Source organism: Paraburkholderia sp. SIMBA_053 (assembly GCF_046534895.1).
Lineage (GTDB): Bacteria > Pseudomonadota > Gammaproteobacteria > Burkholderiales > Burkholderiaceae > Paraburkholderia > Paraburkholderia caledonica.
On sequence record NZ_JAWRXU010000002.1, the window covers coordinates 842,135 to 867,605 of the forward strand.

Sequence of the window (25,471 nt, forward strand, 5' to 3'; positions counted from 1 at the left end):
CGCCGTGCGACAGACATCCAGGCCAGAGGCACTGTCGGGAACATCTGCTGAAGGAACGATTGACGCGGGGTAGGCAGGGACTTGGCCGGTTCCTGTCATTTGGCGCAACGGGGCGAACGTCACTGACATTCGCCCCGCTTTTTTTACGACTTCACGAACGCGCCTTTAGCGGACTTCGGCTTGAAACTGGCGGACCAGTTCATCGCCGGTAATTCGACGAGCCGGTAGAACACGTATGCGGCCGGCACGGCGACCAGCATATAGCCGAACGACGGCCAGATCGACGTCTGCAACGAAGAGCGGAAGAGGACCGACGAAAGCAGCACGAAGATCGGCAGATGAATCAGATACAACGAAAAGCTGAAGTCGCCAAAGCGCGACAGAAGCCGCAAGCCCCAACCGTCGCGCTGGTTGGCGTTGCCGCGCTCCAGAGCCTTGTAAAGATAGAACGCGAAGCCGATTGCCCAGAGCTGGAACGCGCCGAATTGACCGTAGTGAAATGCGGCGCAACCAAGCGCTATGAATGCAGCGGCGAGCGCATAGAGCCACCGCGGCGAACCAGTCTGCGCGGAGGTGCGGGCTTTCGCGTCGGCAATCCATGCGCCGAGGGTCCACGAAAACCAGTACGACGTGAAGAACTGGATGTCATGCCGTTCCAGCACATACGCAGAAACGACGTTGACTAGGGCGACGATCGCGAGCACGGAGGTCATGCCGATGCGTCGACGCAGCGCGAACAGCAACGGATAGATCGCGTAGAACTGCACTTCCAGCGAAAGAGTCCACAGCGCGCCGTTCGATCCATACGTCTTGCCGGCCACGCCTTGCAACGAGAACAGATTGACGAGAAACGCCTGTACGCCGATCTCGCGAATCTTGTGACTAACAGGCGGCAATTGAAGACTGAACCAGTCGAGCGCGAGCGTCAGCAGCAACGCGGCGAGCAGCACCGGATAGATGCGCGTAAAGCGGCGCACCCAGAAATTGCCTGCGTCGAGCCGGTAAGCCGGGTTGTTGGCAAGGCGTAAGGCGCCGCTGCGGTGAATGCAGTAGCCGCTGATTACGAAAAAGATCGGCACGCCTGCCGATCCCCATGCAATAGGGAAAGTCAGATAAGCCGCAATTGTTTTCAAACTCAACGAATGCCCGGCATTCTGATGAAATGCCTGCATGCCGACCCATTCGATCTGACGGCAATGGAAATACGCGACGAGCAGCGCGGCAAAGCCTCGCATTGCGTCGATCACATGTTCTTTGCCGGCACTGTCGGCACGTGCGTCGCTTTGCACGCGCGGTGCGGCAGCCTTCACAGGTGGAGAGAGGGGCAGGGATGAGCCGGCGGCATCCAGTGCTGGGTCGCTCATGCGCGGTCCTTTTATTTGAAGTCATGCAATGCGGATCCGCGCGCGACTTCCGCACGCGGTGCATCACATGCTAGTTCACCGCGTCTATAAAAAAATGAATAAAAAATGACAGACAATTTCTATTTGAGCGGCCTTTGTGACTAAATGTAATTGCGCATAAGCAGACACGGACGATCAATTATTTATCGATTTTGTCGTGCTAATTTACAGCACGGATTCTCCTGATGAGAGGTGAAGTCATGAACCTGCATTTGCTTGCCGGCATTGCCGTGCTACTGATCCTCGTCGCCGCTTCAGCTTATCGCGAGGCGCTGCGCAATGAGCCGATCCGCCGTTTCCGCATCAGTCCGGGCAAGCTGCCGCAACTCGACGAAAACGAGGAAGCACGCCGGTAAATGCCAGCGCGCCTGCTAACGGAGTCCGCGCAGGGTCCTCTGGCGTGAGTAATTTTTTCGGAATCGTCCGCAGATAATTCGGTTTCCGAAAGTAAATGTTTCCTGTGCCCGTGACAAATGGCGCAAATAGTTGTGAGTCGGGCGCATTAAGCATTATTTGTGAAATTCACGCGTGATCTAGCGCAGATTTTTTGTTAGCCTTTCTGGCGACGTCGAGGGCCCAAGCGGCCCGCGAACACCAATTTCTAACCGATCTGGGAATGCCTACCATGCTGAAAGTCACTAAAGCCGTGTTTCCCGTAGCGGGCCTCGGGACACGATTCCTGCCGGCTACCAAGGCAAGTCCAAAGGAAATGCTGCCTATCGTCGACAAGCCGCTGATTCAGTACGCGGTTGAAGAAGCGATTGCCGCCGGTATCACCGAAATGATCTTCGTGACGGGGCGCAGCAAGCGCGCGATTGAAGATCATTTCGACAAGTCGTATGAGATCGAAGCCGAACTCGAGGCACGCAACAAGCAGAAGCTGCTCGACCTCGTGCGCAGCATCAAACCCGCCAACGTCGACTGCTTTTATGTGCGCCAGGCCGAAGCACTCGGCCTGGGCCACGCGGTCTTGTGCGCCGAAAAGCTGGTGGGCGAAAGCCCGTTCGCGGTCATTCTCGCCGACGACCTGCTGCACAGCTCGAAGCCCGTCATGAGCCAGCTTGTCGATACGTTCAATCACTATCACAGTTCGGTGATCGGCGTCGAAACCATCGCGCGCGAAGACAGCCGCTCGTACGGTGTCGTGGACGGCCGCGAGTGGGAAGACAACGTGATCAAGCTCTCGGGTATCGTGGAAAAGCCGGCGCCGGACAATGCGCCGTCGAACCTCGGCGTGGTGGGCCGCTACGTGCTGATGCCGACCATCTTCAAGCATATTCGCGCGCTCAAGCCGGGTGCCGGCGGTGAACTGCAATTGACCGATGCAGTGCAGTCGCTGCTCACCGAGGAGCAGGTGCTCGCATACCGCTACTTCGGCACGCGTTTCGATTGCGGCAGCAAGCTCGGCTATCTGAAGGCGACGGTGGAGTTCGCGCTGCGCCATCCGGAGGTGAAAGAGGAATTCGAAGCGTATCTGCACGCATACATGCGCGCAAATGGACAGGCGAACCCGGAAAGCCTGGAGCCTCAGTACACGGCCGAAGCGGCTTGATCCAGGCCGGGACATCCTGATCGCGCGATTCGTGTAATTCGCGTGATCGGTGTCATCGGCGCATTAGCGCGAGGTTGCATCAGGTATCACGTCGAAGCATCACGCAGAAGCGCGCGAAACATCGCGCGCATTGAAAACGGGCGCCCCGAATCACGCGGGCGCCCGTCCTTTTTGCCGCGCTCGAATCTGAAACCTCTTCGAGCCGCGGCACGATATCAAGCTCAGCCGTTCTTCACTTGCAGACGGAACTTGTGCAGCAACGGTTCCGTGTAGCCGCTCGGCTGCTGGCGTCCTTCGAATACCAGTGCTTGCGCGGCCTTGAACGCGATGGTGTCGAACGAGGGCGCCATGGGCCTGTAATTCGGATCGCCGGCGTTCTGCTGATCGACCACTTGCGCCATGCGTTTAAACGTCTCCTCGATCTGTTCGCGCGTCACCACGCCGTGATACAGCCAGTTCGCAATGTGCTGGCTCGAGATACGCAGCGTCGCGCGGTCTTCCATCAGGCCGATGTTGTGAATATCGGGCACCTTCGAACAGCCCACGCCCTGATCGATCCAGCGCACCACGTAGCCCAGAATGCCTTGCGCGTTGTTGTCGAGCTCAGCGCGGATTTCGTCGGCGCTCCAGCTGGCCGTTTCGACGACGGGAATCGTCAGCAGGCCGTCCAGCAGTTCGTCGCGGACGCTCGCATAGTCGGTGCGCTCCAGCTGCTGCTGGACCGCCTGCACGTCGATCTGATGATAGTGCAGCGCATGCAGCGTTGCCGCGGTCGGCGAGGGCACCCATGCGGTGTTCGCGCCGGCCTTGGGATGCGCGATCTTCTGTTCGAGCATCGCGTGCATCAGATCGGGCATGGCCCACATGCCCTTGCCGATCTGCGAGCGGCCGCGCAGGCCCGCGTGCAAACCGACGAGCACGTTGCTACGTTCGTATGCGGCGATCCATGCGCTCGACTTCATGTCGCCCTTGCGCATCATCGGGCCGGCTTCCATTGCGCTGTGCATTTCGTCGCCGGTACGGTCGAGAAAGCCCGTGTTGATGAACGCCACGCGTTCCGACGCCTGGGCGATACACGCGAGCAGATTCACGCTCGTGCGGCGCTCCTCGTCCATGATCCCCATCTTGATCGTGTTACGCGGCAGCTTCAGCAAATCTTCGACGCGCGCGAACAGTTCGCTCGCAAACGCGACTTCGGCGGGGCCGTGCATTTTCGGCTTCACGATATAGATCGATCCGGTGCGCGAATTCAACTTGTGTTTGCGGTCGTGCAGCGCGCACAGCGTCGTCATCACGGCGTCGAGTATGCCTTCGGGAATCTCGGCGCCGTCCTTCGTCAACACAGCCGGATTGGTCATCAAATGACCGACGTTGCGGATGAACAGCAGCGAGCGGCCATGCAGTACGACGGGCGCCGTGCCGTTCGCGGCGACGTACACGCGGTCGTCATTCAGCCGGCGTGTGAACGTCTTGCCGTTCTTCGTGACCTCTTCGGTCAGATCGCCGTTCATCAGGCCGAGCCAGTTGCGATAGAGCTGAACCTTGTCATCTGCATCGACGGCCGCAACGGAGTCTTCGCAGTCGATGATCGTGCTCACCGCCGCTTCGACCACCACGTCCTTCACATGCGCGGCGTCGGTCTTGCCGATCGAGTCGTTCGCGTCGATCTGAATCTCGAAGTGCAGCCCGTTATGTTTGAGCAGCACTGCCGACGGCGCGCTTGCGTCGCCCTGATAGCCGACGAATTGCGCGGGCGTTTTGAGTTCGCTCGTTCCGTTCTTCAGCGCGATGACCAGCTTGCCGCCTTCCACGCTGTAGCGAGTCGCCTCGGCATGCGAGCCGTTCGCGAGCGGCGCGGCTTCGTCGAGAAACTTGCGGGCATAGGCGATCACCGCAGCGCCGCGCACCGGGTTGAAGGTTTTCTGTCTGTCGGCGCCGTTGGTCTCGGGAATCGCGTCAGTGCCGTAGAGTGCGTCGTAGAGGCTGCCCCAGCGCGCGTTCGCCGCATTCAGCGCATAGCGCTGATTCGACAGAGGCACCACGAGTTGCGGGCCCGCCTGTTCGGCGATTTCGGTGTCGACCTGGTCGGTCGTCGCTTTCACGCTCGCAGGCGCCGGCACGATATAGCCGATGCCTTCGAGAAACGCACGATAGGCTCGTAAGTCGCGCACCGGCCCGGGATTGGCGCGATGCCAGTTGTCCAGTTCCGTTTGCAGGCGGTCGCGCTCGGCGAGCAGCGCATGGTTTTTAGGCGCCAACTCGTGCACGAGTGCGTCGAAACCTGACCAGAATGCGGCGCTGTCAATTCCGGTGCCGGGCAGGGCTTCGGTTTCGACGAACTGGTCGAGATTGGCGGCGACCTGCAATCCGCCGCGCGGGTTCATCTGAGTCATCGACTGCTCCATCTGTCTGAGTGGGGCCGACGTGGGGACATCGGCCCGCGTTGGGGCTACTGCTGGGACGATCCTGCTTTCGGATTGTTGCGCTTCAGAGGAAAGGCCATCACGGCGGCATTCGTGACGGCGCTGGCGTGAACGATGGGCGAAGCCATCGCCGTGCCTGACTCAGACGCCAAGCGCCTGAATGCCGGCCTTGGCGATCTGCGCATCCTGGTCGGACTTCACGCCCGATACGCCGACCGCGCCGACCACCTGGCCTTCGACGATCACCGGCACGCCGCCTTCGAGTGTGCCGAGCAGCGGCGCGCTGAGAAACGCGGTGCGGCCATTGTTGATCATGTCCTCGTACACCTTGGTTTCGCGCCGTCCAATCGCCGCAGTGCGGGCTTTTTCAGTCGCGATATACGAGCTCGAGGGTGCACTGCCGTCGAGGCGCAGCATGCCGAGCGGGTGGCCGCCGTCGTCGACCACGACGATTGCGACGGCCCACTTGTTTTTCTCGGCTTCCGCGCGTGCGGCTTCGAGGATCCGGGTCGTTTCGGCTACGGTCAACACGGGTTTGCTCAGCATAATCAATTTCCTCTCTCGTTCATTGTAGGGTGCGACGTGCAGGGACCGTGAAAGGCGATCGTTTGCGGCGGGTCCCTCGCGAATCAGCTTGATTGGGGATTCTACGTCCAAGCGCGATGCGAAGAAACGCCATCGTTCAGCGGCGCCATTGGCGGCGTCTTCGGGGATCGTCTGTCATTACCGGCGTCGAGCGGCGCATCGGCAGAGCGCCATGCGGGATTACCCGACGCAAAACGGCCCAATTCCGACGCACGGCAGCGCCGTTGCAACACGGTCACAGTGCCGAACCGATCTACAATCGTGCGTTGATTCAGGAGTTGCCATAAAAAACGAGCGAGTGCGTGATCCGGCGCTCGCGAATCCAACGTCCACGCCCCACATCATGCCGACCATTAGCGAGCTCTTTGTCTATCCGATCAAATCCTGCGCGGGCATCGCGCTAAACGAAGCGCGGGTGTTGTCCACAGGTCTCGAATACGATCGCGGCTGGATGGCCGTCGATTCGAATGGCGCAATGCTCACGCAGCGCGCGTATCCACGCATGGCGCTGATCAGGGTCGAGATCGCCGCGCAGGACCTGGTGATTCGCGCGCCCGGCATGAGCGAATTGCGTACGCCGCTCGACGCCGCGCGACTCGGTACGGCGGCCAGCGTCGAGACCACCGTATGGCGCGACGCAGCCTATGGACTCGACACTGGCGACGAATGCGCAAAGTGGTTCTCCGAATTTCTCGGCATGCCGGTGCGGCTGTTGCGCTCCGATCCCGAGCGCGAGCGCATTGTCGATCCGGCTTATACGGAGAGTGTGGGTCGCGCTACCACGCATTTCGCCGACGGCTTCCCGGTTCTCGTGATCGGCCAGGCGTCGCTCGACGACCTGAACACGCGCCTCAATGCGAAGGGCGCGCCGTCCATTCCGATCGATCGATTTCGTCCAAACGTGGTGTTAAGCGGGCTCGATGCTTACGAGGAAGACTATCTGGAAACGCTGAGGGTGGACGACGCGAATTCGGATAGCGCGGAAGGCGTCGAACTGCGCCTCGTCAAACTGTGTGCACGCTGCCCGATGCCGACCATCGATCAGGCAAAGGGTGAGCGCGATCCCAACTGGCCGAACGAACCGACCGACACGATGAGCGTTTATCGTGCAAACCCGCAGCGAAACGGCGCGGTCACGTTCGGCAACAACGCGTTAGTGACGAGCGGGGCGGGCGCGTGGCTGCGCGTCGGCCAGGCAGTCGAAGCAGAGTTGAGCTTTGGCGACTAGTGAGTCGTGCGACCGCTTGCATCACATTCACGCGGCGCGAGCATGCGCCGCGTCACCGTGCGATGACGCATGTTGCGCCCACTCCGTCTCCATACTTTCACCGATCGCGTTGCCGATCAGAATCACTGCAGGGCTGCCGAAGCCCGCGTCTGTGGCGTCGGCCGCGAGGCGATCGAGGCGCGTCAGCAAGCGCCGCTCATTAGCGCCGCCAGCCCATTGAACGACCGCAGCCGGCGTCTCGGCAGGCAGGCTCGCGAGCAACGCGCTGGCGAGGCTGCCAATACGCCGCATCCCCATATAGATCGCGAGCGTCGTTCGCGTTGCCGCCAGCGCGGCCCAATCCGGTTCGCCGTGATCTTCCGTGTGCGCGGTAACGAACGTGACGCCGTGACAATGACGGCGATGCGTGAGCGAAATGCCGAGCCCCGCCGCGGCAGCGAATCCCGACGAGATGCCATTGACGATCTCAACGGGAATCCCCGCGTCGCGCAAGGTCGCGAGCTCTTCACCGGCGCGGCCGAATAGCAGCGCTTCGCCGCCTTTCACGCGGACCACGTGCAGCCCCTTTTGCGCGTAGCGCCGCATCAGGCGCTCGATAAATGCTTGTGGTGTCGAACGGCAGCCACCGCGCTTGCCGACCCGGATCACGCGCGCTTGCGGAGCGAGCGTGACGATCTCGGGATTCGCCAGGTCGTCGAGCAGGACGACGTCTGCAGCGGCGAGGGCTTTCGCGGCTCGCATGGTGAGCAGATCCAGTTCTCCCGGACCCGCGCTCAATAACGTGACCTTGCCGGAGTTCGTGTTCATCGTGATGTCCTTAGCTTCTCTCTGTGGCCGGCGGGTAGGGTTCCGCCGGCGCCAAACAAAAAACGGCGTCCGCCCGTGATGATCACGAGGGGACGCCGTTGTCCGATGCTGCTGATTTGCCGCTCTTCGATTCGCAATCTGGCGAGGCACTGCGTTGTGTCTGCCAGGTGATGCCGTAAATGTGCGCCGGCTGCGTCGCCGGAGCGGCATTCATACGCCCAATGCCGATGCAAGGAGCAGGCCAACATGCGAAGGCGCGACGCTGGCGGCAAGCATTCGGTCGAGTCGAAGCTTCGGCGATGCGCGTTAAAACACGTCGCAGACGGCCTGCCACCCGCTGACTCTAAGAGCGCGACGCCGTCACGGCGCTCCTCGTGCGGCGCTCTTCCGCACCCCCCACGCGCCCGCTTTTGGCACGCCCAAAGTGCTGCGTCGCACCATCGCTGTGCTGGCCTGCATCGAAATGCGTCGCGGGCGCGGTTCGCCGACGACCCGCGCAATGCTGCGCGAAGCCCCGTGCGGCGGAGCGCACGCGCACATCGCATGCGATTGGCACAGCCCTTGCATTTAGTCCCGCCATCGGATCAACGTGGATCCGCCGCGAGCGCCACACGAGGCACTTGCCGCAGTACCAGGTCAGGACAACGGCGTCCCCCGAATTCAGTCATCGACTGGGTTCGCGGGACGCCGTTTTTATTTCCGGCGCCGCATTGCCGATGACGGCATGGCGGCGACCGATGCCCAGCACATTGAGGAAGCCGCGGTCATGAAAATCATCGTTATCGGTCACGGGATGGTCGGTCACAAACTGGTCGAGTGTCTGGCGCAAGACGCCGCGCACGGCCTCGACATCACGGTGCTGTGCGAAGAATCGCGTCCGGCGTATGACCGCGTGCACCTCTCCGAATTCTTCTCCGGCAAGACTGCGGACGATCTTTCGCTCGTGGAACCGGGCTTCTTCGAACGCCAGAACGTGTTGCTCAAGCTCAACGCGAAGGCTGTCTCGATCGACCGCGCCGCGCGCACCGTGACTGTTTCCACTGGCGAGACGTTGCCGTACGACAAGCTCGTGTTCGCGACCGGCTCCTATCCGTTCGTGCCGCCGGTGCAGGGACGCGAGCGCAGCGATTGCTTCGTCTATCGAACCATCGACGATCTGGAGGCGATGCAGGAATGCGGCGCGCGCTCGAAGACCGGCACGGTGGTCGGCGGCGGACTGCTGGGCCTCGAATGCGCAAAGGCGCTGCGCGACATGGGCCTGCAGACACATGTGGTCGAATTCGCGCCGCGCCTGATGGCGGTTCAGGTCGATGAAGGCGGCGGCCGCGTGCTGCGCACGAAGATCGAAGAACTCGGCGTGACGGTGCACACGCAGAAGAACACTACGGCGATCGTCGACGGCGAAGCGGGCACGCACCGCATGCAATTCGCGGACGGCACGTATCTCGACACTGACATGATCGTGTTCTCCGCAGGCATTCGTCCGCGCGACGACCTTGCGCGCGACAGCGGCCTGACGCTCGGTGCGCGCGGCGGCATCGTGATCGACGACGCATGCCGCACGAGCGATCCGCACATCTATGCAATCGGCGAGTGCGCGCTGTGGAACGGCCAGTTGTTCGGCCTCGTCGCGCCCGGCTACGACATGGCGCGCACGGTCGCGAGGCAACTGCTGGGCGAGCCCGCCGAATTCGTGGGCGCCGACATGAGCACCAAACTCAAACTGATGGGCGTGGACGTCGCGAGCATCGGCGATGCGCATGGCAATACGCCGGGCAGCCGCGCGTATCAGTTCAGCGACGAACGCAAGCAGATCTACAAGAAGCTCGTGGTCTCGGAATGCGGCAAGTATCTGCTGGGCGGCGTAATGGTCGGCGATGCAACCGAGTACGGCACGCTGCTGCAGATGATGCTCAACCGCATCGAGCTACCCGAGTCGCCCGAATTTCTGATCCTGCCGCAAAGCGACGGCAAGGCGAAGCCGGGACTCGGCGTCGACGCGCTGCCGGACGCCGCGCAGATCTGCTCGTGCAACAACGTGTCGAAAGGCGACCTGTGCGCCGCCGTTTGCGCGGGCGCGACCGACATCGGCGCGCTCAAATGCGCGACTAGTGCGGGCACTTCCTGCGGCGGTTGCGTGCCGCTCGTCACGCAGGTGATGAAGGCCGAGATGAAGAAGCAGGGCCTCGCGGTGAACAACCATGTGTGCGAGCACTTCGCGTATTCGCGCCAGGAGCTGTATCACATCGTGCGCGTGGAAGGCGTTCGCAGCTTCGGCGAACTGCTCGCGAAACATGGCCATGGTCTCGGCTGCGATATCTGCAAGCCGGTGGTCGCCAGCATTCTTGCGTCGTGCTGGAACGAATTCGTGTTGAAGAAAGAGCACGCGTCGTTGCAGGACACGAACGACTACTACCTCGCCAACATTCAGCGCGACGGCACATATTCGGTCGTGCCGCGCATGGCGGGCGGCGAAGTCACGCCCGACGGTCTGATCGCCGTTGCGCAGGTTGCGAAGAAATACGGCCTCTATACGAAGATCACCGGCGGCCAGCGCGTCGACCTGTTCGGTGCGCGCGTCGAGCAACTGCCGTTCATCTGGGAAGAGCTTATCGCGGCGGGCTTCGAGTCGGGCCATGCGTACGGCAAATCGCTGCGCACCGTGAAGTCGTGCGTCGGCTCGACATGGTGCCGCTATGGCGTGGGCGATTCGGTGGGCCTCGCAGTCGAACTCGAGAACCGCTATAAGGGCCTGCGCACGCCGCACAAGATCAAGTTCGGCGTCTCGGGCTGCACACGCGAGTGCGCGGAAGCGCAGGGCAAGGACGTCGGCATCATCGCGACGGACAAGGGCTGGAACCTGTACGTGTGCGGCAACGGCGGCATGAAGCCGCGTCACGCGGAACTGCTTGCCTCCGACCTCGACCGCGAAACGCTCGTGCGCTACATCGACCGCTTTCTGATGTTCTACGTGCGCACCGCCGACCGTCTGCAACGCACCAGCGTGTGGCGCGAGAACCTCGAAGGCGGCCTCCAGTATCTGATCAACGTGGTTGTCGACGACCACCTGGGCGTGGCCGAAGAACTCGAAGCGGACATGCAGCACGTGATCGACACCTACGAATGCGAGTGGAAGAAGGCGGTGACCGATCCCGAAACGCGCAAGCGCTTCCGTCATTTCGTCAATAGCGACGAGTCCGACAGCACAGTGCGCTTCGTCGAGGAACGCGGGCAGATCCGCCCGGCGACACACGATGAACGTCAATCGAAGCTTGCCGCCATTCCGGTCGTAGTGGAAACCGTTTGATTCATTGGCGACATGGCTCGCGTACTCGCTGGCGCGTATCAGATTCAAGCTTCAAGGAGCACGTAGTTCTGCATCGAAAAGCAGGCCCGCATGGCATGGACGTTGCATGAATAGTGCGGGTTTCAACATAGTGATCATTCCGGTGCGTGGCGAAGCATGCAGTGAGCCGGATGGTCGAAAATCAGTTTAGTGAGGATGTCTGATGAAAAACGTGATGAGCTCCCTTAAGAGTGGAGACTGGCGCGCGCTGGTAGCGTGTTTCCTCTATTTCGATACCGGCTTCACGGTCTGGGTTCTGTATGGCCCGCTCGCGCCGTTCATCAGCAAGAGCATTGCGATGACTCCGGCGCAGCAAGGCTTGCTCGTCGCGGTGCCTGTGCTGTCGGCGGCGATCTTGCGCGTGACGCTCGGCAACCTCTATCAGTCGGCGCATGGCAAGCGCATTGCGTTGCTCGGCGTGCTGCTGTCGGCGGTGCCGACCATCGTGTTGCCGTTGCTGCCGTCCGTTCCGTCGTACACGCTGCTGCTGGTGCTGGGCGTGTTCCTCGGCGTCGGCGGTGCGAGCTTCGCTGTTGCATTGCCGATGGCAGGCAGCAACTATCCGCCGAAGGTACAGGGTCTCGTGCTGGGACTCGCCGCCGCGGGCAACATCGGCGCGGTGCTCGACGGTTTCCTGTTCCCGCAACTCGCGACTCACTACGGCTGGCAGACTGCAACGGGCGGTGCGTTGCCTCTGCTCGCTATCGCAGGCATCACGCTGTATTTCTGGGCAAACGACTCCGGTGTGAAAACGGGCAGCGTGCTGCGCGCATTCGGCAGCTTCGTGGTGACGCTTGTCGGCCTGATCGTGCTCGTGCTGCTGGTCGAAGCGGGCATCTTCGGTTCGGGCAAAACGGGTGTGCTGCTGTTGCCGGTGATCGGCGCGCTGCTTGCCATTGCGGTGCTGCCCAAGCGCTATCGTGCGGTGCTGGCGGAGCGCGACACGTGGGTCATCATGCTCGTCTATAGCATCACGTTCGGGGGTTTCGTGGGCATGTCCTCGTATGTGTCGCTGCTGCTCACCAATCTCTATCAACTGTCGAAGATCGACGCGGGTCTTTTCATGGCGCTTCTCGCCGCGACCGGTGCGCTCGTGCGTCCGCTTGGCGGCCTGATCGCCGACAAGGTCTCCGGCGTGCGCGCACTGACCGTGCTGCTCGCCATCATCTCGGTGTGCGACTTCGTGTTTGCCGCGGTCATGCCGACGCTCGCGGGCGGCATTGCGCTGCTGCTGTGCCTGTATCTGGCCTTTGGCCTCGGCAATGGCGCGACGTTCCAGCTCGTGCCGCATCGCTGGGCCGGCCGCACCGGCCTGATGTCGGGCATCGTCGGCGCGGCGGGCGGCATCGGCGGTTTCTATCTGCCGGTCGTGATGGGCATGGCGAAGGAAAGCACCGGCTCGTATCAGATGGGCTTTGCCACTTTCGGCGCGCTGGCCGCGTGTGCGTTTGTCGCAATCGTCGCGCTGCGCCGGCCGTGGATGGCGTGGTCGATGCAATCGGGTGTGATGCACGCTCATGCAACCGAGTAACGCAACTGGCTGACGGAAAGCAGTCACTCAGCGCATCAACGGGCGCATCAACGGGGCGTCGGCGTGCAAGCTACAGCGCGCCGACGCGACCCGCCGATCTGGATCTTCCGAAGTAGATATGCTCACAACGATAGAACGGCTCCCGCCGCAAGTGGACGTGTCCAGCGAAGTGTTGAGTTCGTTGATCAACATGGCAGGACGTCAACGGATGCTTTCGCAGCGCATCGTCTTCAAGGCGATGCTCGCGCTGCGTCGTAGCGACGGCGCGCTCGCCATCGCACAGGAGACGTTGCGCACCTTCGCGGACAGTCATGCCCCACTGGTGCAAGGCCGCGATGGTCTGCCGGGACTCTTTTCGCCCGCTCTGCGCGAGGCTTTTCATGGGAGCGGCAACGGTAGCAGCAGCGGACACGTGGAGAAGAGGATCACGAACTTCATCGCCCTGGCGCACGCGGCGCTCGACGCCATAGCGCGCGAGGCTTCGAACGCCGAAAGTGCTCTAGAAGTCCTGATCGCGTCGGCGGACCCATTGCTCGGCGACTTACATGGCGTCACGGCGGTCTACGAACAGGAAAGCCGCCGTATTGCGCGTGCCCAGAAGAATGAGCAACAGCAGTTGATCGATCGCATCAAGTCGATCGCGAAAGAAGCGCATATCGTGTCCTTCAACGGTCAGATCGTGGCCAGCCGCACGAACGTGACCGGTCGCGAGTTCGCGGTCGTGGCCGGTGTCATGACTTCGATCACGAAGGAACTCGAGGCAGTGGTCAGCGCATTCGTGAAGAAAGTCTCGGGCGCCTGATACGTCATGCGTGCTACGTAGTTCGCGCAACGCGCAGCGCTTCAACACTGATCGCTGATCTCGGCCCACCTGCCCACGCGTGCTCATCCCGGCTATGCTTGGCGTTTTCTCAAACGTCGGGGCAATTACATGAACAGTGGATGGCAGGCCGTGTGGGCAACGGCCAAGGCAGAATTCTCAGATCTCGGGGATCCAGCCGATGTAACGCAGGTGCTGATGCGTCTCGGGCTCGCGTTGATACTGGGCGGCGTGCTCGGTTTCGAGCGGGAAATGTCGCAGCGCGACGCCGGTATGCGAACGCACATGATGGTGGCGGTGGGCGCGGCCCTGTTCGTCGTCGTGCCGCTGCAAGCCGGCTTCTCACAAGACAACATGAGCCGCGTGCTGCAGGGACTCGTGTCCGGCATCGGCTTTCTCGGCGCGGGCGCCATCATGAAGCTCAGTGCGCAGCGCGAGGTGCGCGGCCTGACGACGGCGGCAAGCCTTTGGCTCAGCGCCGGTGTCGGTGTGGCCGCGGGCCTCGGACGCGAGGCCACGGCGATCCTCAGCGTGGTGATTGCGTTGCTGATCCTGTCGAGCGCACGCCTTGTGAAAGGCAACATGCCCGACAGCAAATAGCGAGACCGTGCGTTAGAACTTGTGCCTCAGCGCAACGCGCACGGCGACCTGCGTGCCCGTCGACGAAGGCGCCTGCACACCGGGAATAAACGCATTGTCGAGAATCGAATGGGTCGAGTTTCCCGTGACCTTCTGGTACTCGCCCTGCACATAGACGTCTGTGCGTTTGGACACGTTGTAGTCCGCCATCAGTCCGACCGAGTGGATTTTCGGCTTCACGCTGCCTGACGATGCATCGTAGTTCTCGATCGTGTACACGTACTGAGCACCGACGAAAAATGCGGGCGTGAACTGATATTTGCCGTTCACTTCGAAGTTCTGATACTTGAGCGTGTTCAATTCGACGCCCGGCGCGGCGAGCGGAATGCCGATATAGCCGTTGCCGGTCGGGCTCTTGTACGTGGAGTTCGTATAAGCGAAGCCGACGGTAGCCGGGCCGAACGTGTAGTTAATGCCGCCGCCGAAAACGCGCATGCGTGCGGCGATGAAGCTCGCGTCGTTCGCGGTGATCGCGCCAGTTGCTCCCATGCCGGGATTGTTCGCCTGCAAATAGGCCGCCGCGATCAGCAGACCGCCGGTTGCATACTGGGCGCCAAAGCTGTACGCGCGGTTATTGGCGAAGTTGGTGTCGTTGCTGAAGCTGTAGACGCCCCCGAACTGCAGGCCCTCTATTTCGGGGCTCGTGTACTTCACGCTGTTGCCGAGCCGGAACGAGTTGTCGGTGTTGTCGTTGTCGTACGGATGCGCGAACAGGTAGCCGGCCCAGTTTCCGTTAGCCGTGGTCTGCGCGAGGTAGTCCACCACCGAATCGTACTGGCGGCCGAACGTGAGCGTGCCGAAGCGGCTGTCGCTCAATCCCACGTATGCCTGCCGGCCGAACATGCGGCCACCCTGGCCGAGCCGCCCGGAGTTCACGTCGAAGCCGTTTTCCAGCTGAAACACGGCTTTCATGCCGCCGCCCAGATCCTCGGAACCCTTCAGGCCCCAACGGCTGCCCTGCGCGTAGCCGCTTGCCATTTCCCACACTGCGCCATGTCCGGCGTTGTTCGTGTAGTCGAGGCCTTCGTCGAGCACGCCATAGAGCGTCACGCTGCTTTGTGCGAACGCGCACGGAGCGGCCAGTGACGCAAGGGCTGCGAGCGCACTGAGGGTAGCGGTGGCGGACAAGGTCTTTTTTATCATCGAGAGCTCCAGACGTTGGTAATGAGCGGCGTGTGGCCGAGGCTCGGCGCGGCCGCTGCTTTTTGGCGAAGCCCGGATTCTGTAATTCGTGAACCGGTTCTCGAATGAGGCACATCCCTGGATAAACGTGATTTTTTCGAATGTTTGTCCCGCGAATTATTCGCTTGTGGCCGGTCCTGACCCAGACAAAAATTCCGTCCATGCACTTTCGCATGTAGCCGGATACGACTGGCCATGCGCTTCCAGCACAGCAAGAAGAAGGAGACAAACATGCGACTCGACCGGAACTTTGCCAATGGCCGTTTCCTCGAACCCGCCGCCGGTTCTGCCGATCACGAATTGATCGCCGTCTACAACCCCGCCACCGAAGCGCTGATTGCGCACGTCACGGCCGCGAGCCACGCCGACGTCATTGCAGCAGTCGACGCCGCGGCGGTCGCCCAGAAGGCGTGGCGCAAGCTGCCTTCCGCGGAGCGGGGCGCGTATCTGCATAAGCTCGCCGACGCGTTGACCGAATGCGCGCCGGACATTGGCGCCGCGCTTGCGCTGGAGTCGGGCAAGAGCGTCGCCGACGCAACCAGCGAAGCCGTCTACGCCGGCCAGATCACGCGTTACCACGCAGAGTGGGCGCGCCGCATCGAAGGCGAGGTGATTCCAAGCGATTCGCCCGATGAAAACCTCGTGCTGCATCGGGAGCCCATCGGCGTGGTCGCGTGCCTGATTCCGTTCAACTATCCGGTCTATACGTTCATGCGTAAGGTGGCGCCTGCGCTGATCGCCGGCAACACGGTGGTTGTTCGCCCGAGCAACAACACGCCGACCTCCGCATTCGAAATCGCGAAGGCAGTCGAGAAGGCCGGCCTGCCCGCGGGCGTCGTCAATATCCTGGCCATGAACCATGCGACTGCCGAGGCGCTTTGCACGCATCCCAGGATCGGCATGATCACGCTGACGGGCAGCGTCGGCGCGGGTCGCAAGGTGCTCGAGTACTGCAAGGAGAACATCGCCAAGCCATCGCTCGAACTGGGCGGCAAGACGCCCGCCATCATCGAGGCCGATGCCGATCTCGAAAGAGCCGCGCGTGAACTGGTCGCCTCGAAGACCACGCATTGCGGACAGCTTTGCACGGCGATCGAACGTGTCTACGTGCACGAAAGCGTGCACGACCGCTTCGTCGCGCTGCTCAAGCGCCACATGAGCGCGGTCGAATTCGGCGACCGCAGCGAGCAGCCTTCGCTGATGGGTCCGCTCGTCAATGAAGCGTCGCGTCAGTCGATCCACGCGATGGTCGAGCGGGCGATTGCAGCGGGCGCCACGCTGGAAACGGGCGGCAAGCTGCCTGCGTCGGCCGAGGGCAAAGGCTTTTTCTATCCGGCCACGCTGCTGTCGAACTGCCGTCAGGACATGGAGATCGTGCAGGAAGAGACGTTCGGTCCGGTCATGCCGGTCGTCAAATACCGGACGCTCGACGAAGCGCTCGACATGGCCAACGATCACCAGTTCGGCTTGTCGTCAGTGCTCTATACGGAGAACTACCGCAACGCGATGAAAGTCGCCAACGGTATCGAGGCCGGCGAACTCTATGTGAACCGCACGCCGGCCGATCCGTATCAGGGCTTCCATGCGGGCTGGAAACGCTCGGGGCTCGGCGGCGACGACGGCAAGCACGGCATGCTCGAATTTACGCAGACCCGTCTCGTCGTCATGAAGTACTAAGGCCGAACCGGCGCGCGCCGCGCCGTGCATAGCAGTCCGCAAGGCACGGCGTGCGTTTGCCTTGCTTCGTCCAGAGACAGCGAAGCGCTGCCTCTCATAACAAAACATATTGGAGACGCACAGGCCGTTCAGTCGGCGCTGTGCCTGTCAGGAGGCTCACGTGTCATCTCAACCCGTTCAATCGTCTTCGACCCCGGCTGCGCTCGCATTAGGCGAGATGGAAGCCGGCATGAAAGCCGACGCGCAAGCCGCGCTGCAACAAACAAAGGGGCGCCGCTATACGCAGCTGATGTTGCTGGTGCTCGCCGCCGGCGCGATCTATCCGATTCTGTATCTGCGGCAGGTCTATCAGCCGACCATGCTGGAAGTGTTCCATATCACCGATAGCCAGCTCGGCTATCTGTACTCGTCGCTCGGTACCATCTTCTTGCTGAGCTATCTGCCGAGCGGCTGGCTCGCGGATCGCATCGCGCCACGCATGCTGATCTGTTTCTCGCTGATCGCAACGGGTGCGCTAGGGCTGTGGTATTCGAGCGCGCCGTCGTTCCCCATGCTGATGTTGATCTTCGGCGGCTGGGGCCTGTCGACCGGCCTCACGTTCTGGGCGGCAGTCATCAAGCGCGTCACGATGATTGCCGGTACGAACGAGCAAGGCCGCTTCTTCGGTCTGCTCGACGGCGGGCGCGGTCTCATCGAAGCGATGCTCGCCACGATCGCGATCACGCTGTTCGCGTGGGCGACGCAGACGAAAGGAGAGACGGCTGCAGCCGGCTTCCGGATGGTCGTCTACCTGTACGCGTTCCTGTGCATCGCGCTCGGCGTCGTGCTCGTGCTCGTGAAGGATCCGCAAGGCGAGCAGGGCGCCCGCGCCGACGCCGCGAATCGCGCAGCGCGTCAGCGCAGCAACGTGCTCGCCGATCTCGCAACGCTCGCGAAAATTCCCGAACTGTGGCTCGTCGCAGCCATTGTGTTCTGCGGCTACCAGGTGTTCTGGGCAACCTACAGCTTTTCTGCCTATCTGCACGAAGGCGATATCGGACTCACGGTCGTAATGGCCGGCACGATCACCACCCTGAAATTGTGGATGCGGCCCATCGGCGGCATTGGCGGCGGCTTTCTCGGCGACCGTTACTCGAAGGTGTCCGTGCTGGTTATCGCGCTCTTCCTCGCTGCGCTGTCGCTCGTCGGACTGATGGCCGCACCGCGTATTTCGAGCCATGTGCTGCTCGTCTTTCTCGTGCTGTTCATCGGCATTCTGACCTACGCGATTCGCGGGCTTTACTGGTCGCTGCTGGATCGCTGCAACATTCCGGTTTCCACGATGGGCCTTGCAATCGGCCTCATCTCCGTACTTGGCTATTCGCCCGATGTGTTTCTGCCGCTCATCAACGGTTATCTGACGCAGACGTTCCCGGGCGTATTCGGCTATCAGCTGTACTTCGGTTATGTGGCCGCGATGGCGGCGCTCGGCGGTTTCGCCGGACTCGCGCTAAGAAACATGCTCAACAGGAAAGAGGTTGCGTAAATGAAAGTTGTCTCGCTCGAAACGCATGTCGTTGCCGTACCGCCGCCGCACGTCGGCGGCATGTACTGGATCTTTGTCAAACTGAAGACCGATTGCGGCATTGAAGGCGTCGGAGAAATCTATTCGGCCACGTTCCATCCGAAAGCAATGACGCATATCGTGGACGATGTCTTTTCCCGCTACCTGCTCGATCACGATCCGCATCATGTCGAGCGGTTCTGGCGCGAAGCGTATTCGAGCGGTTTCACGCAACGTCCCGACCTGACGATGATGGGCGTGGTGAGCGGCCTCGAAATGGCGTGCTGGGACATCATCGGCAAGGCTGCCGGCAAGCCGGTGTACGAGTTGCTCGGCGGCATGGTCAATCCGCGCCTGCGTTCGTACACATACCTGTACCCGAAGAACAGCCGCGGCGAATACGATTACGACGATCCCGACCTCGCCGCCGAATGCGCCGCCGAGAACGTGAAGCGCGGCTTCACGGCGGTGAAGTTCGATCCGGCGGGGCCGTACACGGCTTACTCGGGGCATCAACTGTCCATGGAAGTGCTCGACCGTTGCGAGACGTTCTGCCGCCGCGTGCGTGAAGCGGTGGGCAGCAAGGCCGATCTGCTATTCGGCACGCATGGGCAGATGGTGCCTTCGTCGGCGATCCGGCTTGCGAAGCGCCTCGAAAAATACGATCCGCTCTGGTTCGAAGAGCCGGTGCCGCCGGGTCAGGAAGACGCGATGGCGCAAGTCGCGCGGCACACGAGCATTCCAGTCGCAGCGGGCGAGCGCCTTACTACGAAATACGAGTTCTTCAAGCTGCTGCAAGCGGGTGCTGCGTCTATTCTGCAATTGAACGTGGCGCGCGTGGGCGGCCTGCTCGAAGCGAAAAAGGTTGCTGCACTGGCCGAGGTGTACTACGCGCAGATCGCGCCGCATTTGTACAACGGTCCGATTGGCGCGGCGGCGAGCATTCAGCTGGCCGCATGCACGCCGAACTTCCTGATTCAGGAAAGCATCGGCACATGGGACGGTTTTCACGCGGCCGTGCTGAAGAAGCCGCTTCGGTGGGAAGACGGCTACATCATTCCGTCGCGCGAGCCTGGCCTCGGCGTCGAACTGAACATGGAAGTGGTCGCGCAGCACACGCCATATACGGGCGAGCGTCTGCACCTGCAAATGGCCGCGCAACCCGTCGACGTGAAAGATCTCGCGCCGGCCAAGGGCTGAACGCCGCGCGGCCTTCTACAAGCATTCAATGGATTGAGCGCCACTCTGGCGATATAGCATGAACTACGACTACATCATCGTCGGCGCCGGGTCGGCGGGCTGCATTCTCGCCAATCGCCTGTCGGCGTCGGGCGAATACTCGGTGCTGCTGCTGGAGGCGGGCGGCAAGGACAGCTCGTTCTGGTTCAAGGTTCCGGTGGGTTTCACGAAGACGTATTACAACGAAACCTACAACTGGATGTACTACAGCGAGCCGGAAAAGGAACTCGACAATCGGCCTATCTATTGTCCGCGCGGCAAGGTGCAGGGCGGCTCCGGTTCGATCAACGCGATGATCTACGTGCGCGGCCAGTCGCACGATTTCGACGATTGGGCGGCAGCCGGAAATCCAGGCTGGGCATTTCGCGATGTCCTGCCGTATTTTCGCAAGCTCGAATCGCATCCGCTCGGCGACACGGAATATCACGGCGCTGACGGCCCGATCCGCATTTCGCCGATGAAAGACGCCGTGCATCCGATCTGTCATGTGTTCCTGAAGGGCTGCGATCAGGCAGGCTACCGGCGCAGCGGCGACTTCAACGGCGCACAGTTTGAAGGTGCCGGTATTTACGATGTCAACACACGCAACGGCCAACGCTCGTCGAGCAGTTTCGAGTATCTGCATCCGGCGCTCGCGCGCAAGAATCTCACGGTCGAACACAACGTGTTGGCCAATCGCGTTCTGTTCGAGGGTAAGCACCGCGCTATTGGCGTGAGCGTCACGCAGAACGGCGTCGCCCGGCGTTTCATGGCGAAGCGCGAGGTGATTCTCGCTGCCGGCGCTGTCGATTCGCCAAAGCTGCTGCAACTGTCCGGCCTCGGCGATAGCGCACTGCTCGCGAAACACGGCATTACGACGATCAAGGAATTGCCCGCGGTTGGCCAGAATCTGCAGGACCACCTGTGCGTTAGCTTCTATTACCGCGCGAACGTGAAGACGCTGAACGACGAACTGCGGCCGCTGATCGGCAAGCTGAAGCTCGGGTTGCAGTATCTGCTCACGCGCAAGGGACCGCTTGCGATGAGCGTGAATCAGTCGGGCGGTTTCTTCAGAGGCAGCGAGCGCGAGGCCCAGCCTAACCTGCAGCTTTACTTCAATCCGCTGTCGTACCGCATTCCGAAGAGCAACAAGGCGAATCTGGAACCGGAACCGTATTCGGGTTTCCTGCTTGCATTCAATCCTTGCCGGCCGACGAGCCGCGGCTCGATCGAAATCGCGTCGAACCGTCCGGAAGACGCCGCGAAAATCCGCCTGAACGCGCTGACTACGCAAAAGGATATCGACGAGGTGATTCAGGGCTGCGAGCTCGTGCGCAAGGTGATGGCATCGCCCGCGTTAAAGGAAATTACGGTCGAGGAAATCTCGCCTGGGCCGCAGGTGGCGAGCCGCGAAAGCTTCCTGCAGTACTTTCGCGAGCAGTCCGGCTCGATCTATCATTTGTGCGGCTCTTGCGCGATGGGCAATGATCCGCGCACGTCCGTGGTGGATGCGCGTTTGCGCGTGCATGGCGTTGCCGGATTGCGCGTGGTCGACGCGTCGGTCTTTCCGAACATCACTTCCGGCAACATCAATGCGCCCACAATGATGGTCGCGGAGAAGGGCGCCGACATGATTCTCGAGGACGCGGCCGCGCGCGCCGCGCACGAGCCTCATGTGGCGGAGTTCGCCACCGCCGCATGATGCTCGTTGGCACCTTCAGAAGGTGCTGCAAACGCCGCGCCGGTCAGTCGATCGGCGCGGCTTTTTCATATCCGCAATGTCGACGCCGTCGCCACCATCCACGGCGCGGCTGTCACGATACGTCGCCCAACGGCACCGCCTCGGACGATTCGAAAGCCCGTTCACCCAGCCAGATCTCCTGCTGCAGCCAGTTGCGAAACAGTGTGACGTGCGGCAGTTCGTCCTGCCCGGCACGGGTGACGAGCCAGTACGACTGGTGGCCGTCGACGTGCACGTTCAACACTTGCACCAGCCGGCCTTCGGCGAGTTCGCGCGCGATCATGTTGCGGTCTGCAATCGTCACGCCGAGCCCGTCGATGGCCGCCCGAATCGCGTGGTCGAGCAGATCGAATTCATAACCGCCGCGCGTATCCACGTTCTCGATTCCGGCGGCCTTCAGCCAGTGTTGCCAGGTCAGGTAACGCTGATCCGCGCTGGCGAGCACATGCAGCAGCGTGAACTCGTTGAGGTCGATAGCGGCGCGGCCGGCCTGCCGCGCGAGCAGTGCCGGCGCGCAGACAGCGACATGCCGTTCGTTCATCAACAGACGATTGTCGAAACCTTCCCACTCGCCGTTGCCGAAGCGGATTGCGCAGTCGAGCACGCCTGACTCCGCGAGTTTGTCGTCGAGGCGCGTGGACAGGCTCAATTCGAGGTGCGGGTGCGCGTCGCGCAGACGGCCGAGGCGCGGCATCAGCCAGCGGCTCGTGAAGGTGGGCGGCGCGTTGATGCGCAGGCGGTTGCGATGCGTTTTCTCCTGCAGGCTGCGTACGGTGAGTTCGATACGATCGAACGACTGCTGCAGCGCTTGCAACAGCACGCGGCCGGCGGCCGAAAGCTCGAGATGGTGATGATGGCGTTGCAGCAACGTCTCGCCGATCTGCGCCTCCAGTTGGCGCACTTGCCGGCTCACCGCGCTTTGCGTGACGTTCAACAATTCTGCGGCGCGTGTGAAGCTGCCCGTGCGGCCAGCCACTTCAAAGGCTTTGAGCGCATTCAGCGCGGGCATTTTGCGTTTCAAGGTGTTCGACCGGAGAAGAAGGCGCGCGAGTGCGCGCTATGCCCGGCATTCTAGCGTTTGGGTGCGCGAAGCGATGCACGCCGCATGAGGGTTTTGAGCCGGTTTCCGTTTTCTCTGCTTCCCGGCTGAGCGCGGAGCCCGGCCGGTGCGCGGAGGATTCGTCCAACCGTTGTGGTCGAATCGTTAAGCGGTCACGTCAACCCGGGTTTTACTGGAAAAGTTAATCCGCCGTCCGCCGGTCCGCCAGCGCCTTCTCGCAGTCCGCGAGAACCTGCCGTACGAGCCGGGCTTGCGGGTCGAGTTCGTCGGTGTCCAGGATTTCTTCGACGGCGTCGCGCGCCCAGTCGGTGTCGACAAAGCGCGCGTGGCGTCGCGCAATCTCCAGCGCGGTCGCCGACAACTTCGCAATGGAAAGCCAGTCGGCCTCGCGCGCGCGCCGGTCGAGCCATTTGTGGGCGGCCTGTACGTGGAACGCCGCGTCGGGCCAGTCCTCGTTGAGGTAATAAGCGCCGAGGCTGCCGCATGTGAGCCAGCACAACAGCTCCAGGCGGTCTCGCGGACTCAGATGGTGGCGTACATCACTCATGGCGACGCTCGCTGCGGTAAAGTGCTTTCCGGGGGAGGCGGCGTGCGGCCGTCCTCCGCATTTATTAACAATATCACGCAGAATTCACCAGCGGCAATTCCCGGGCGTACCCTGGCGCACGCTGCACGGCGCCGCCGGCGCTGCACGAGCAGCGGAAAATCCCGCGACGCGCTAACGTAGCCTTTTTTCCCGACTACCGCATCCGACGTCCTATGCTGCAAATCCTCGGCAAGACTTCATCCATCAACGTGCGCAAGGTGCTGTGGACCTGCGCCGAACTCGACCTCGCGTTCGAGCAGGAAGACTGGGGCGCGGGATTTCGCCCGACCAGCGACCCGCAGTTTCTCGCGCTCAATCCGAACGCAATGGTTCCCGTCATCAAGGACGGCGACTTCGTACTGTGGGAATCCAACTCGATCATCCGCTACCTCGCCGGCCGCTACCGGGATCGCGGCGAGTCGCTCTATCCGGCCGACCCGTGCGAGCGCGCGCGATGCGACCAGTGGATCGACTGGCAGGCGAGCGAACTGAACCGCTCGTGGAGTTACGCGTTCCTCGCGCTCGTGCGGCAGTCGCCCGCGCATCGCGACGCGCAGCAGATCGAGTCGTCGCGGGCGAACTGGGCGAAGCACATGGCGATCGTCGAAGGCAGTTGCAGCGAACCGGCGCATTCATCGCGGGCAATGCGTTCTCGCTCGCGGACATTCCGATCGCGCTGTCGATCAACCGTTGGCTCGAAACGCCGATTCAGCACGACGACCTACCCGCCGTCGCCGCTTATATGACGCGCCTCGCGGAACGAGACGGTTATCGCGAATACTGCCGCAACGGCACGCCGTAGACGCGCTCGCGAGCAGAGAAGAGGAACAGAAGAAGAAAAGAGGAAGAAGACCAACCGGACAAACGACGCGGGGCCACAACGGCCCCGCAACACAAACACAGACGCAGACACGGTCGCTACCGCGACCGCTCAAACCTGCACGAGTCGCGGAATCTGCACGTCCGGATTGACGTCGGCCTCGTAGTCGACACCTGCGATCTCGAATCCGAAAAGACGCAGAAAATCCGTCTTGTAGCCGCTGAAATCGGTAAGTTCGTAGATGTTGTCGTTCGTGACCTTGTCCCACAGCGCCTGAACCTCGTTTTGCACGTCGGAGGCCAGTTCCTTGTAGTCCGCGCGCAAGCGTCCTTCGTCGTCGATGTGCGGCGCCGAACCGTACAGACTCTCCTTGTAGAGGCCGTAGACCTGCTCGATGCAGCCCTCGTGCGTGCCTTTTGCCTTCATCACCTTGAAGAGCAGCGACAGGTAGAGCGGCATCATTGGAATCGCGGAACTCGCTTGCGTGACGACCGCCTTCAGCACCGAGACGCGCGCGTCGCCGCCTTTGGCCGAGAGCTTCTCGCGAATGCCGAGCACTTTCTGGTCGAGGTCTTTCTTGGCCGCGCCAATCGAGCCGTTCCAGTAGATGTCGTGCGTGATTTTTTCGCCGAGGTAGGTGAACGCGGTCGTCTTCGCGCCGTCTGCGAGCACGCCGGCTTCCAGCAGCGCGTCGATCCACATTTGCCAGTCTTCGCCGCCCATGACCGCGACCGTGTGGTCGATTTCGGTTTGCGTGGCGGGTTCGAGCACGGTTTCCTTGATGACTTCCTTGTCCGTGTCGATGCCGCGCAGCTTGACCGCCTTGCCGACCGGCTTCAACGTCGAGTTGAACACTTCGCCTGTTTTCGGATGCGTGCGCTTGGGCGCGGCGAGGCTGTACACGACGAGATCGACCTGGCCGAGATCGCGCTTGATCACCTCGATCGTGCGTGCCTTTACTTCGTCCGAAAATGCGTCGCCGTTGATGCTCGTTGCGTACAGGCCTTCTGCGGTCGCGAATTTCTCGAATGCCGCGCTGTTGTACCAGCCGGCTGTGCCCGCCTTGGTTTCGCTGCCGCCGCGCTCGAAGAACACGCCGAGCGTGTCCGCGCCGCTGCCGAACGCCGCGGTGATGCGCGCGGCAAGTCCGTAGCCGGTCGATGCGCCGATCACGAGGACCTTTTTGGGACCGTTGGCGATGGGACCGCGTGCCTTGACGTATTCGATCTGTTCCTTGACGTTGGCCTCGCAGCCCGTCGGATGGGTGGTGACGCAGATGAATCCACGCACGCGCGGTTTGATGATCATGA

General features: G+C 61.9%; 20 protein-coding genes and 1 pseudogene. 12 read left to right on the forward strand and 9 right to left on the reverse strand.

The features are described from left to right. Nucleotides 1–143 precede the first annotated feature (143 nt). Nucleotides 144–1,364, reverse strand: coding sequence for an acyltransferase family protein (locus SB753_RS10285; RefSeq protein WP_410800107.1), 1,221 nt, complete (start codon nt 1,362–1,364; stop codon nt 144–146). A gap of 239 nt (nt 1,365–1,603) precedes the next feature. Here SB753_RS10285 and SB753_RS10290 point away from each other — a divergent pair, with 239 nt between their 5' ends. Beyond that, the gene (locus SB753_RS10290; protein WP_179214292.1) at nt 1,604–1,759 is read left to right on the forward strand and encodes a hypothetical protein; all 156 of its coding nucleotides are present in this window, start codon (nt 1,604–1,606) and stop codon (nt 1,757–1,759) included. A gap of 269 nt (nt 1,760–2,028) precedes the next feature. Then, entirely contained in the window at nt 2,029–2,955 is a 927-nt protein-coding gene (gene galU, locus SB753_RS10295; protein ID WP_084690031.1) for a UTP--glucose-1-phosphate uridylyltransferase GalU, read from the forward strand. A 221-nt stretch (nt 2,956–3,176) separates the two neighbouring features. Here galU and SB753_RS10300 read toward each other — a convergent pair whose 3' ends face one another. After that, nucleotides 3,177–5,348, reverse strand: coding sequence for a malate synthase G (locus SB753_RS10300; protein WP_410800108.1), 2,172 nt, complete (start codon nt 5,346–5,348; stop codon nt 3,177–3,179). Between the two features lie 171 nt (nt 5,349–5,519). Next, the gene (locus SB753_RS10305; protein ID WP_020065974.1) at nt 5,520–5,924 is read right to left on the reverse strand and encodes a heme-binding protein; all 405 of its coding nucleotides are present in this window, start codon (nt 5,922–5,924) and stop codon (nt 5,520–5,522) included. Between the two features lie 382 nt (nt 5,925–6,306). Here SB753_RS10305 and SB753_RS10310 point away from each other — a divergent pair, with 382 nt between their 5' ends. Further along, nucleotides 6,307–7,191: an MOSC domain-containing protein gene (locus tag SB753_RS10310; protein ID WP_410800109.1), complete on the forward strand. Its 885-nt coding sequence runs from the start codon at nt 6,307–6,309 to the stop codon at nt 7,189–7,191. A 27-nt stretch (nt 7,192–7,218) separates the two neighbouring features. On the opposite strand, the gene cobA is transcribed toward SB753_RS10310, so the two are convergent. Then, nucleotides 7,219–7,998: a uroporphyrinogen-III C-methyltransferase gene (gene cobA, locus SB753_RS10315; RefSeq protein ID WP_214879480.1), complete on the reverse strand. Its 780-nt coding sequence runs from the start codon at nt 7,996–7,998 to the stop codon at nt 7,219–7,221. A gap of 664 nt (nt 7,999–8,662) precedes the next feature. After that, on the reverse strand, nt 8,663–8,788 hold the full coding sequence (locus SB753_RS10320) for a hypothetical protein (RefSeq protein WP_256972226.1): 126 nt from the start codon (nt 8,786–8,788) through the stop codon (nt 8,663–8,665). Here SB753_RS10320 and nirB point away from each other — a divergent pair. From nirB to SB753_RS10340, 4 genes are all read left to right on the forward strand, one after another. Continuing rightward, nucleotides 8,765–11,305: a nitrite reductase large subunit NirB gene (gene nirB / locus SB753_RS10325; protein ID WP_410800110.1), complete on the forward strand. Its 2,541-nt coding sequence runs from the start codon at nt 8,765–8,767 to the stop codon at nt 11,303–11,305. The genes SB753_RS10320 and nirB overlap by 24 nt on opposite strands. Nucleotides 11,306–11,507: 202 nt before the next feature. After that, entirely contained in the window at nt 11,508–12,875 is a 1,368-nt protein-coding gene (locus SB753_RS10330; protein WP_020065980.1) for an MFS transporter, read from the forward strand. 118 nt (nt 12,876–12,993) lie between these two features. Continuing rightward, complete coding sequence (locus tag SB753_RS10335) at nt 12,994–13,677, forward strand: type IV pili methyl-accepting chemotaxis transducer N-terminal domain-containing protein (RefSeq protein ID WP_410800111.1); 684 nt, start codon at nt 12,994–12,996, stop codon at nt 13,675–13,677. 129 nt (nt 13,678–13,806) lie between these two features. Beyond that, nucleotides 13,807–14,295, forward strand: a complete 489-nt coding sequence (locus SB753_RS10340; RefSeq protein WP_020065982.1) for an MgtC/SapB family protein — start codon at nt 13,807–13,809, stop codon at nt 14,293–14,295. A gap of 12 nt (nt 14,296–14,307) precedes the next feature. On the opposite strand, the gene SB753_RS10345 is transcribed toward SB753_RS10340, so the two are convergent. After that, nucleotides 14,308–15,477 (reverse strand): porin, encoded by a 1,170-nt coding sequence (locus tag SB753_RS10345; protein WP_410800112.1) that lies wholly within the window; start codon nt 15,475–15,477, stop codon nt 14,308–14,310. A gap of 270 nt (nt 15,478–15,747) precedes the next feature. On the opposite strand from SB753_RS10345, the gene aldA reads away from it, so the two are divergent. The 4 genes from aldA (at nt 15,748) to SB753_RS10365 (ending at nt 21,656) form a co-directional block, all read left to right on the forward strand. Further along, nucleotides 15,748–17,193, forward strand: a complete 1,446-nt coding sequence (gene aldA / locus SB753_RS10350) for an aldehyde dehydrogenase (RefSeq protein WP_410800113.1) — start codon at nt 15,748–15,750, stop codon at nt 17,191–17,193. A 217-nt stretch (nt 17,194–17,410) separates the two neighbouring features. Beyond that, nucleotides 17,411–18,718, forward strand: a complete 1,308-nt coding sequence (locus tag SB753_RS10355; RefSeq protein WP_408485385.1) for an MFS transporter — start codon at nt 17,411–17,413, stop codon at nt 18,716–18,718. Next, on the forward strand, nt 18,719–19,936 hold the full coding sequence (locus SB753_RS10360) for a mandelate racemase/muconate lactonizing enzyme family protein (protein WP_410800114.1): 1,218 nt from the start codon (nt 18,719–18,721) through the stop codon (nt 19,934–19,936). A 58-nt stretch (nt 19,937–19,994) separates the two neighbouring features. Beyond that, complete coding sequence (locus tag SB753_RS10365) at nt 19,995–21,656, forward strand: GMC family oxidoreductase (protein ID WP_410800115.1); 1,662 nt, start codon at nt 19,995–19,997, stop codon at nt 21,654–21,656. A gap of 112 nt (nt 21,657–21,768) precedes the next feature. Here SB753_RS10365 and SB753_RS10370 read toward each other — a convergent pair whose 3' ends face one another. Together SB753_RS10370 and SB753_RS10375 are read right to left on the reverse strand one after the other, a co-directional pair. After that, nucleotides 21,769–22,704 carry a LysR substrate-binding domain-containing protein gene (locus SB753_RS10370; RefSeq protein ID WP_020065988.1) on the reverse strand — a complete coding sequence of 312 codons (936 nt, stop codon included), beginning with the start codon at nt 22,702–22,704 and terminating at the stop codon, nt 21,769–21,771. A 232-nt stretch (nt 22,705–22,936) separates the two neighbouring features. After that, nucleotides 22,937–23,302, reverse strand: coding sequence for a hypothetical protein (locus SB753_RS10375; RefSeq protein ID WP_020065989.1), 366 nt, complete (start codon nt 23,300–23,302; stop codon nt 22,937–22,939). A 212-nt stretch (nt 23,303–23,514) separates the two neighbouring features. On the opposite strand from SB753_RS10375, the pseudogene SB753_RS10380 reads away from it, so the two are divergent. After that, a pseudogene (locus tag SB753_RS10380) lies at nt 23,515–24,143 on the forward strand (glutathione S-transferase family protein). Between the two features lie 129 nt (nt 24,144–24,272). Here SB753_RS10380 and fabV read toward each other — a convergent pair. Next, complete coding sequence (gene fabV, locus SB753_RS10385) at nt 24,273–25,469, reverse strand: enoyl-ACP reductase FabV (RefSeq protein ID WP_410800116.1); 1,197 nt, start codon at nt 25,467–25,469, stop codon at nt 24,273–24,275. Between the last annotated feature and the right edge of the window lie 2 nt (nt 25,470–25,471).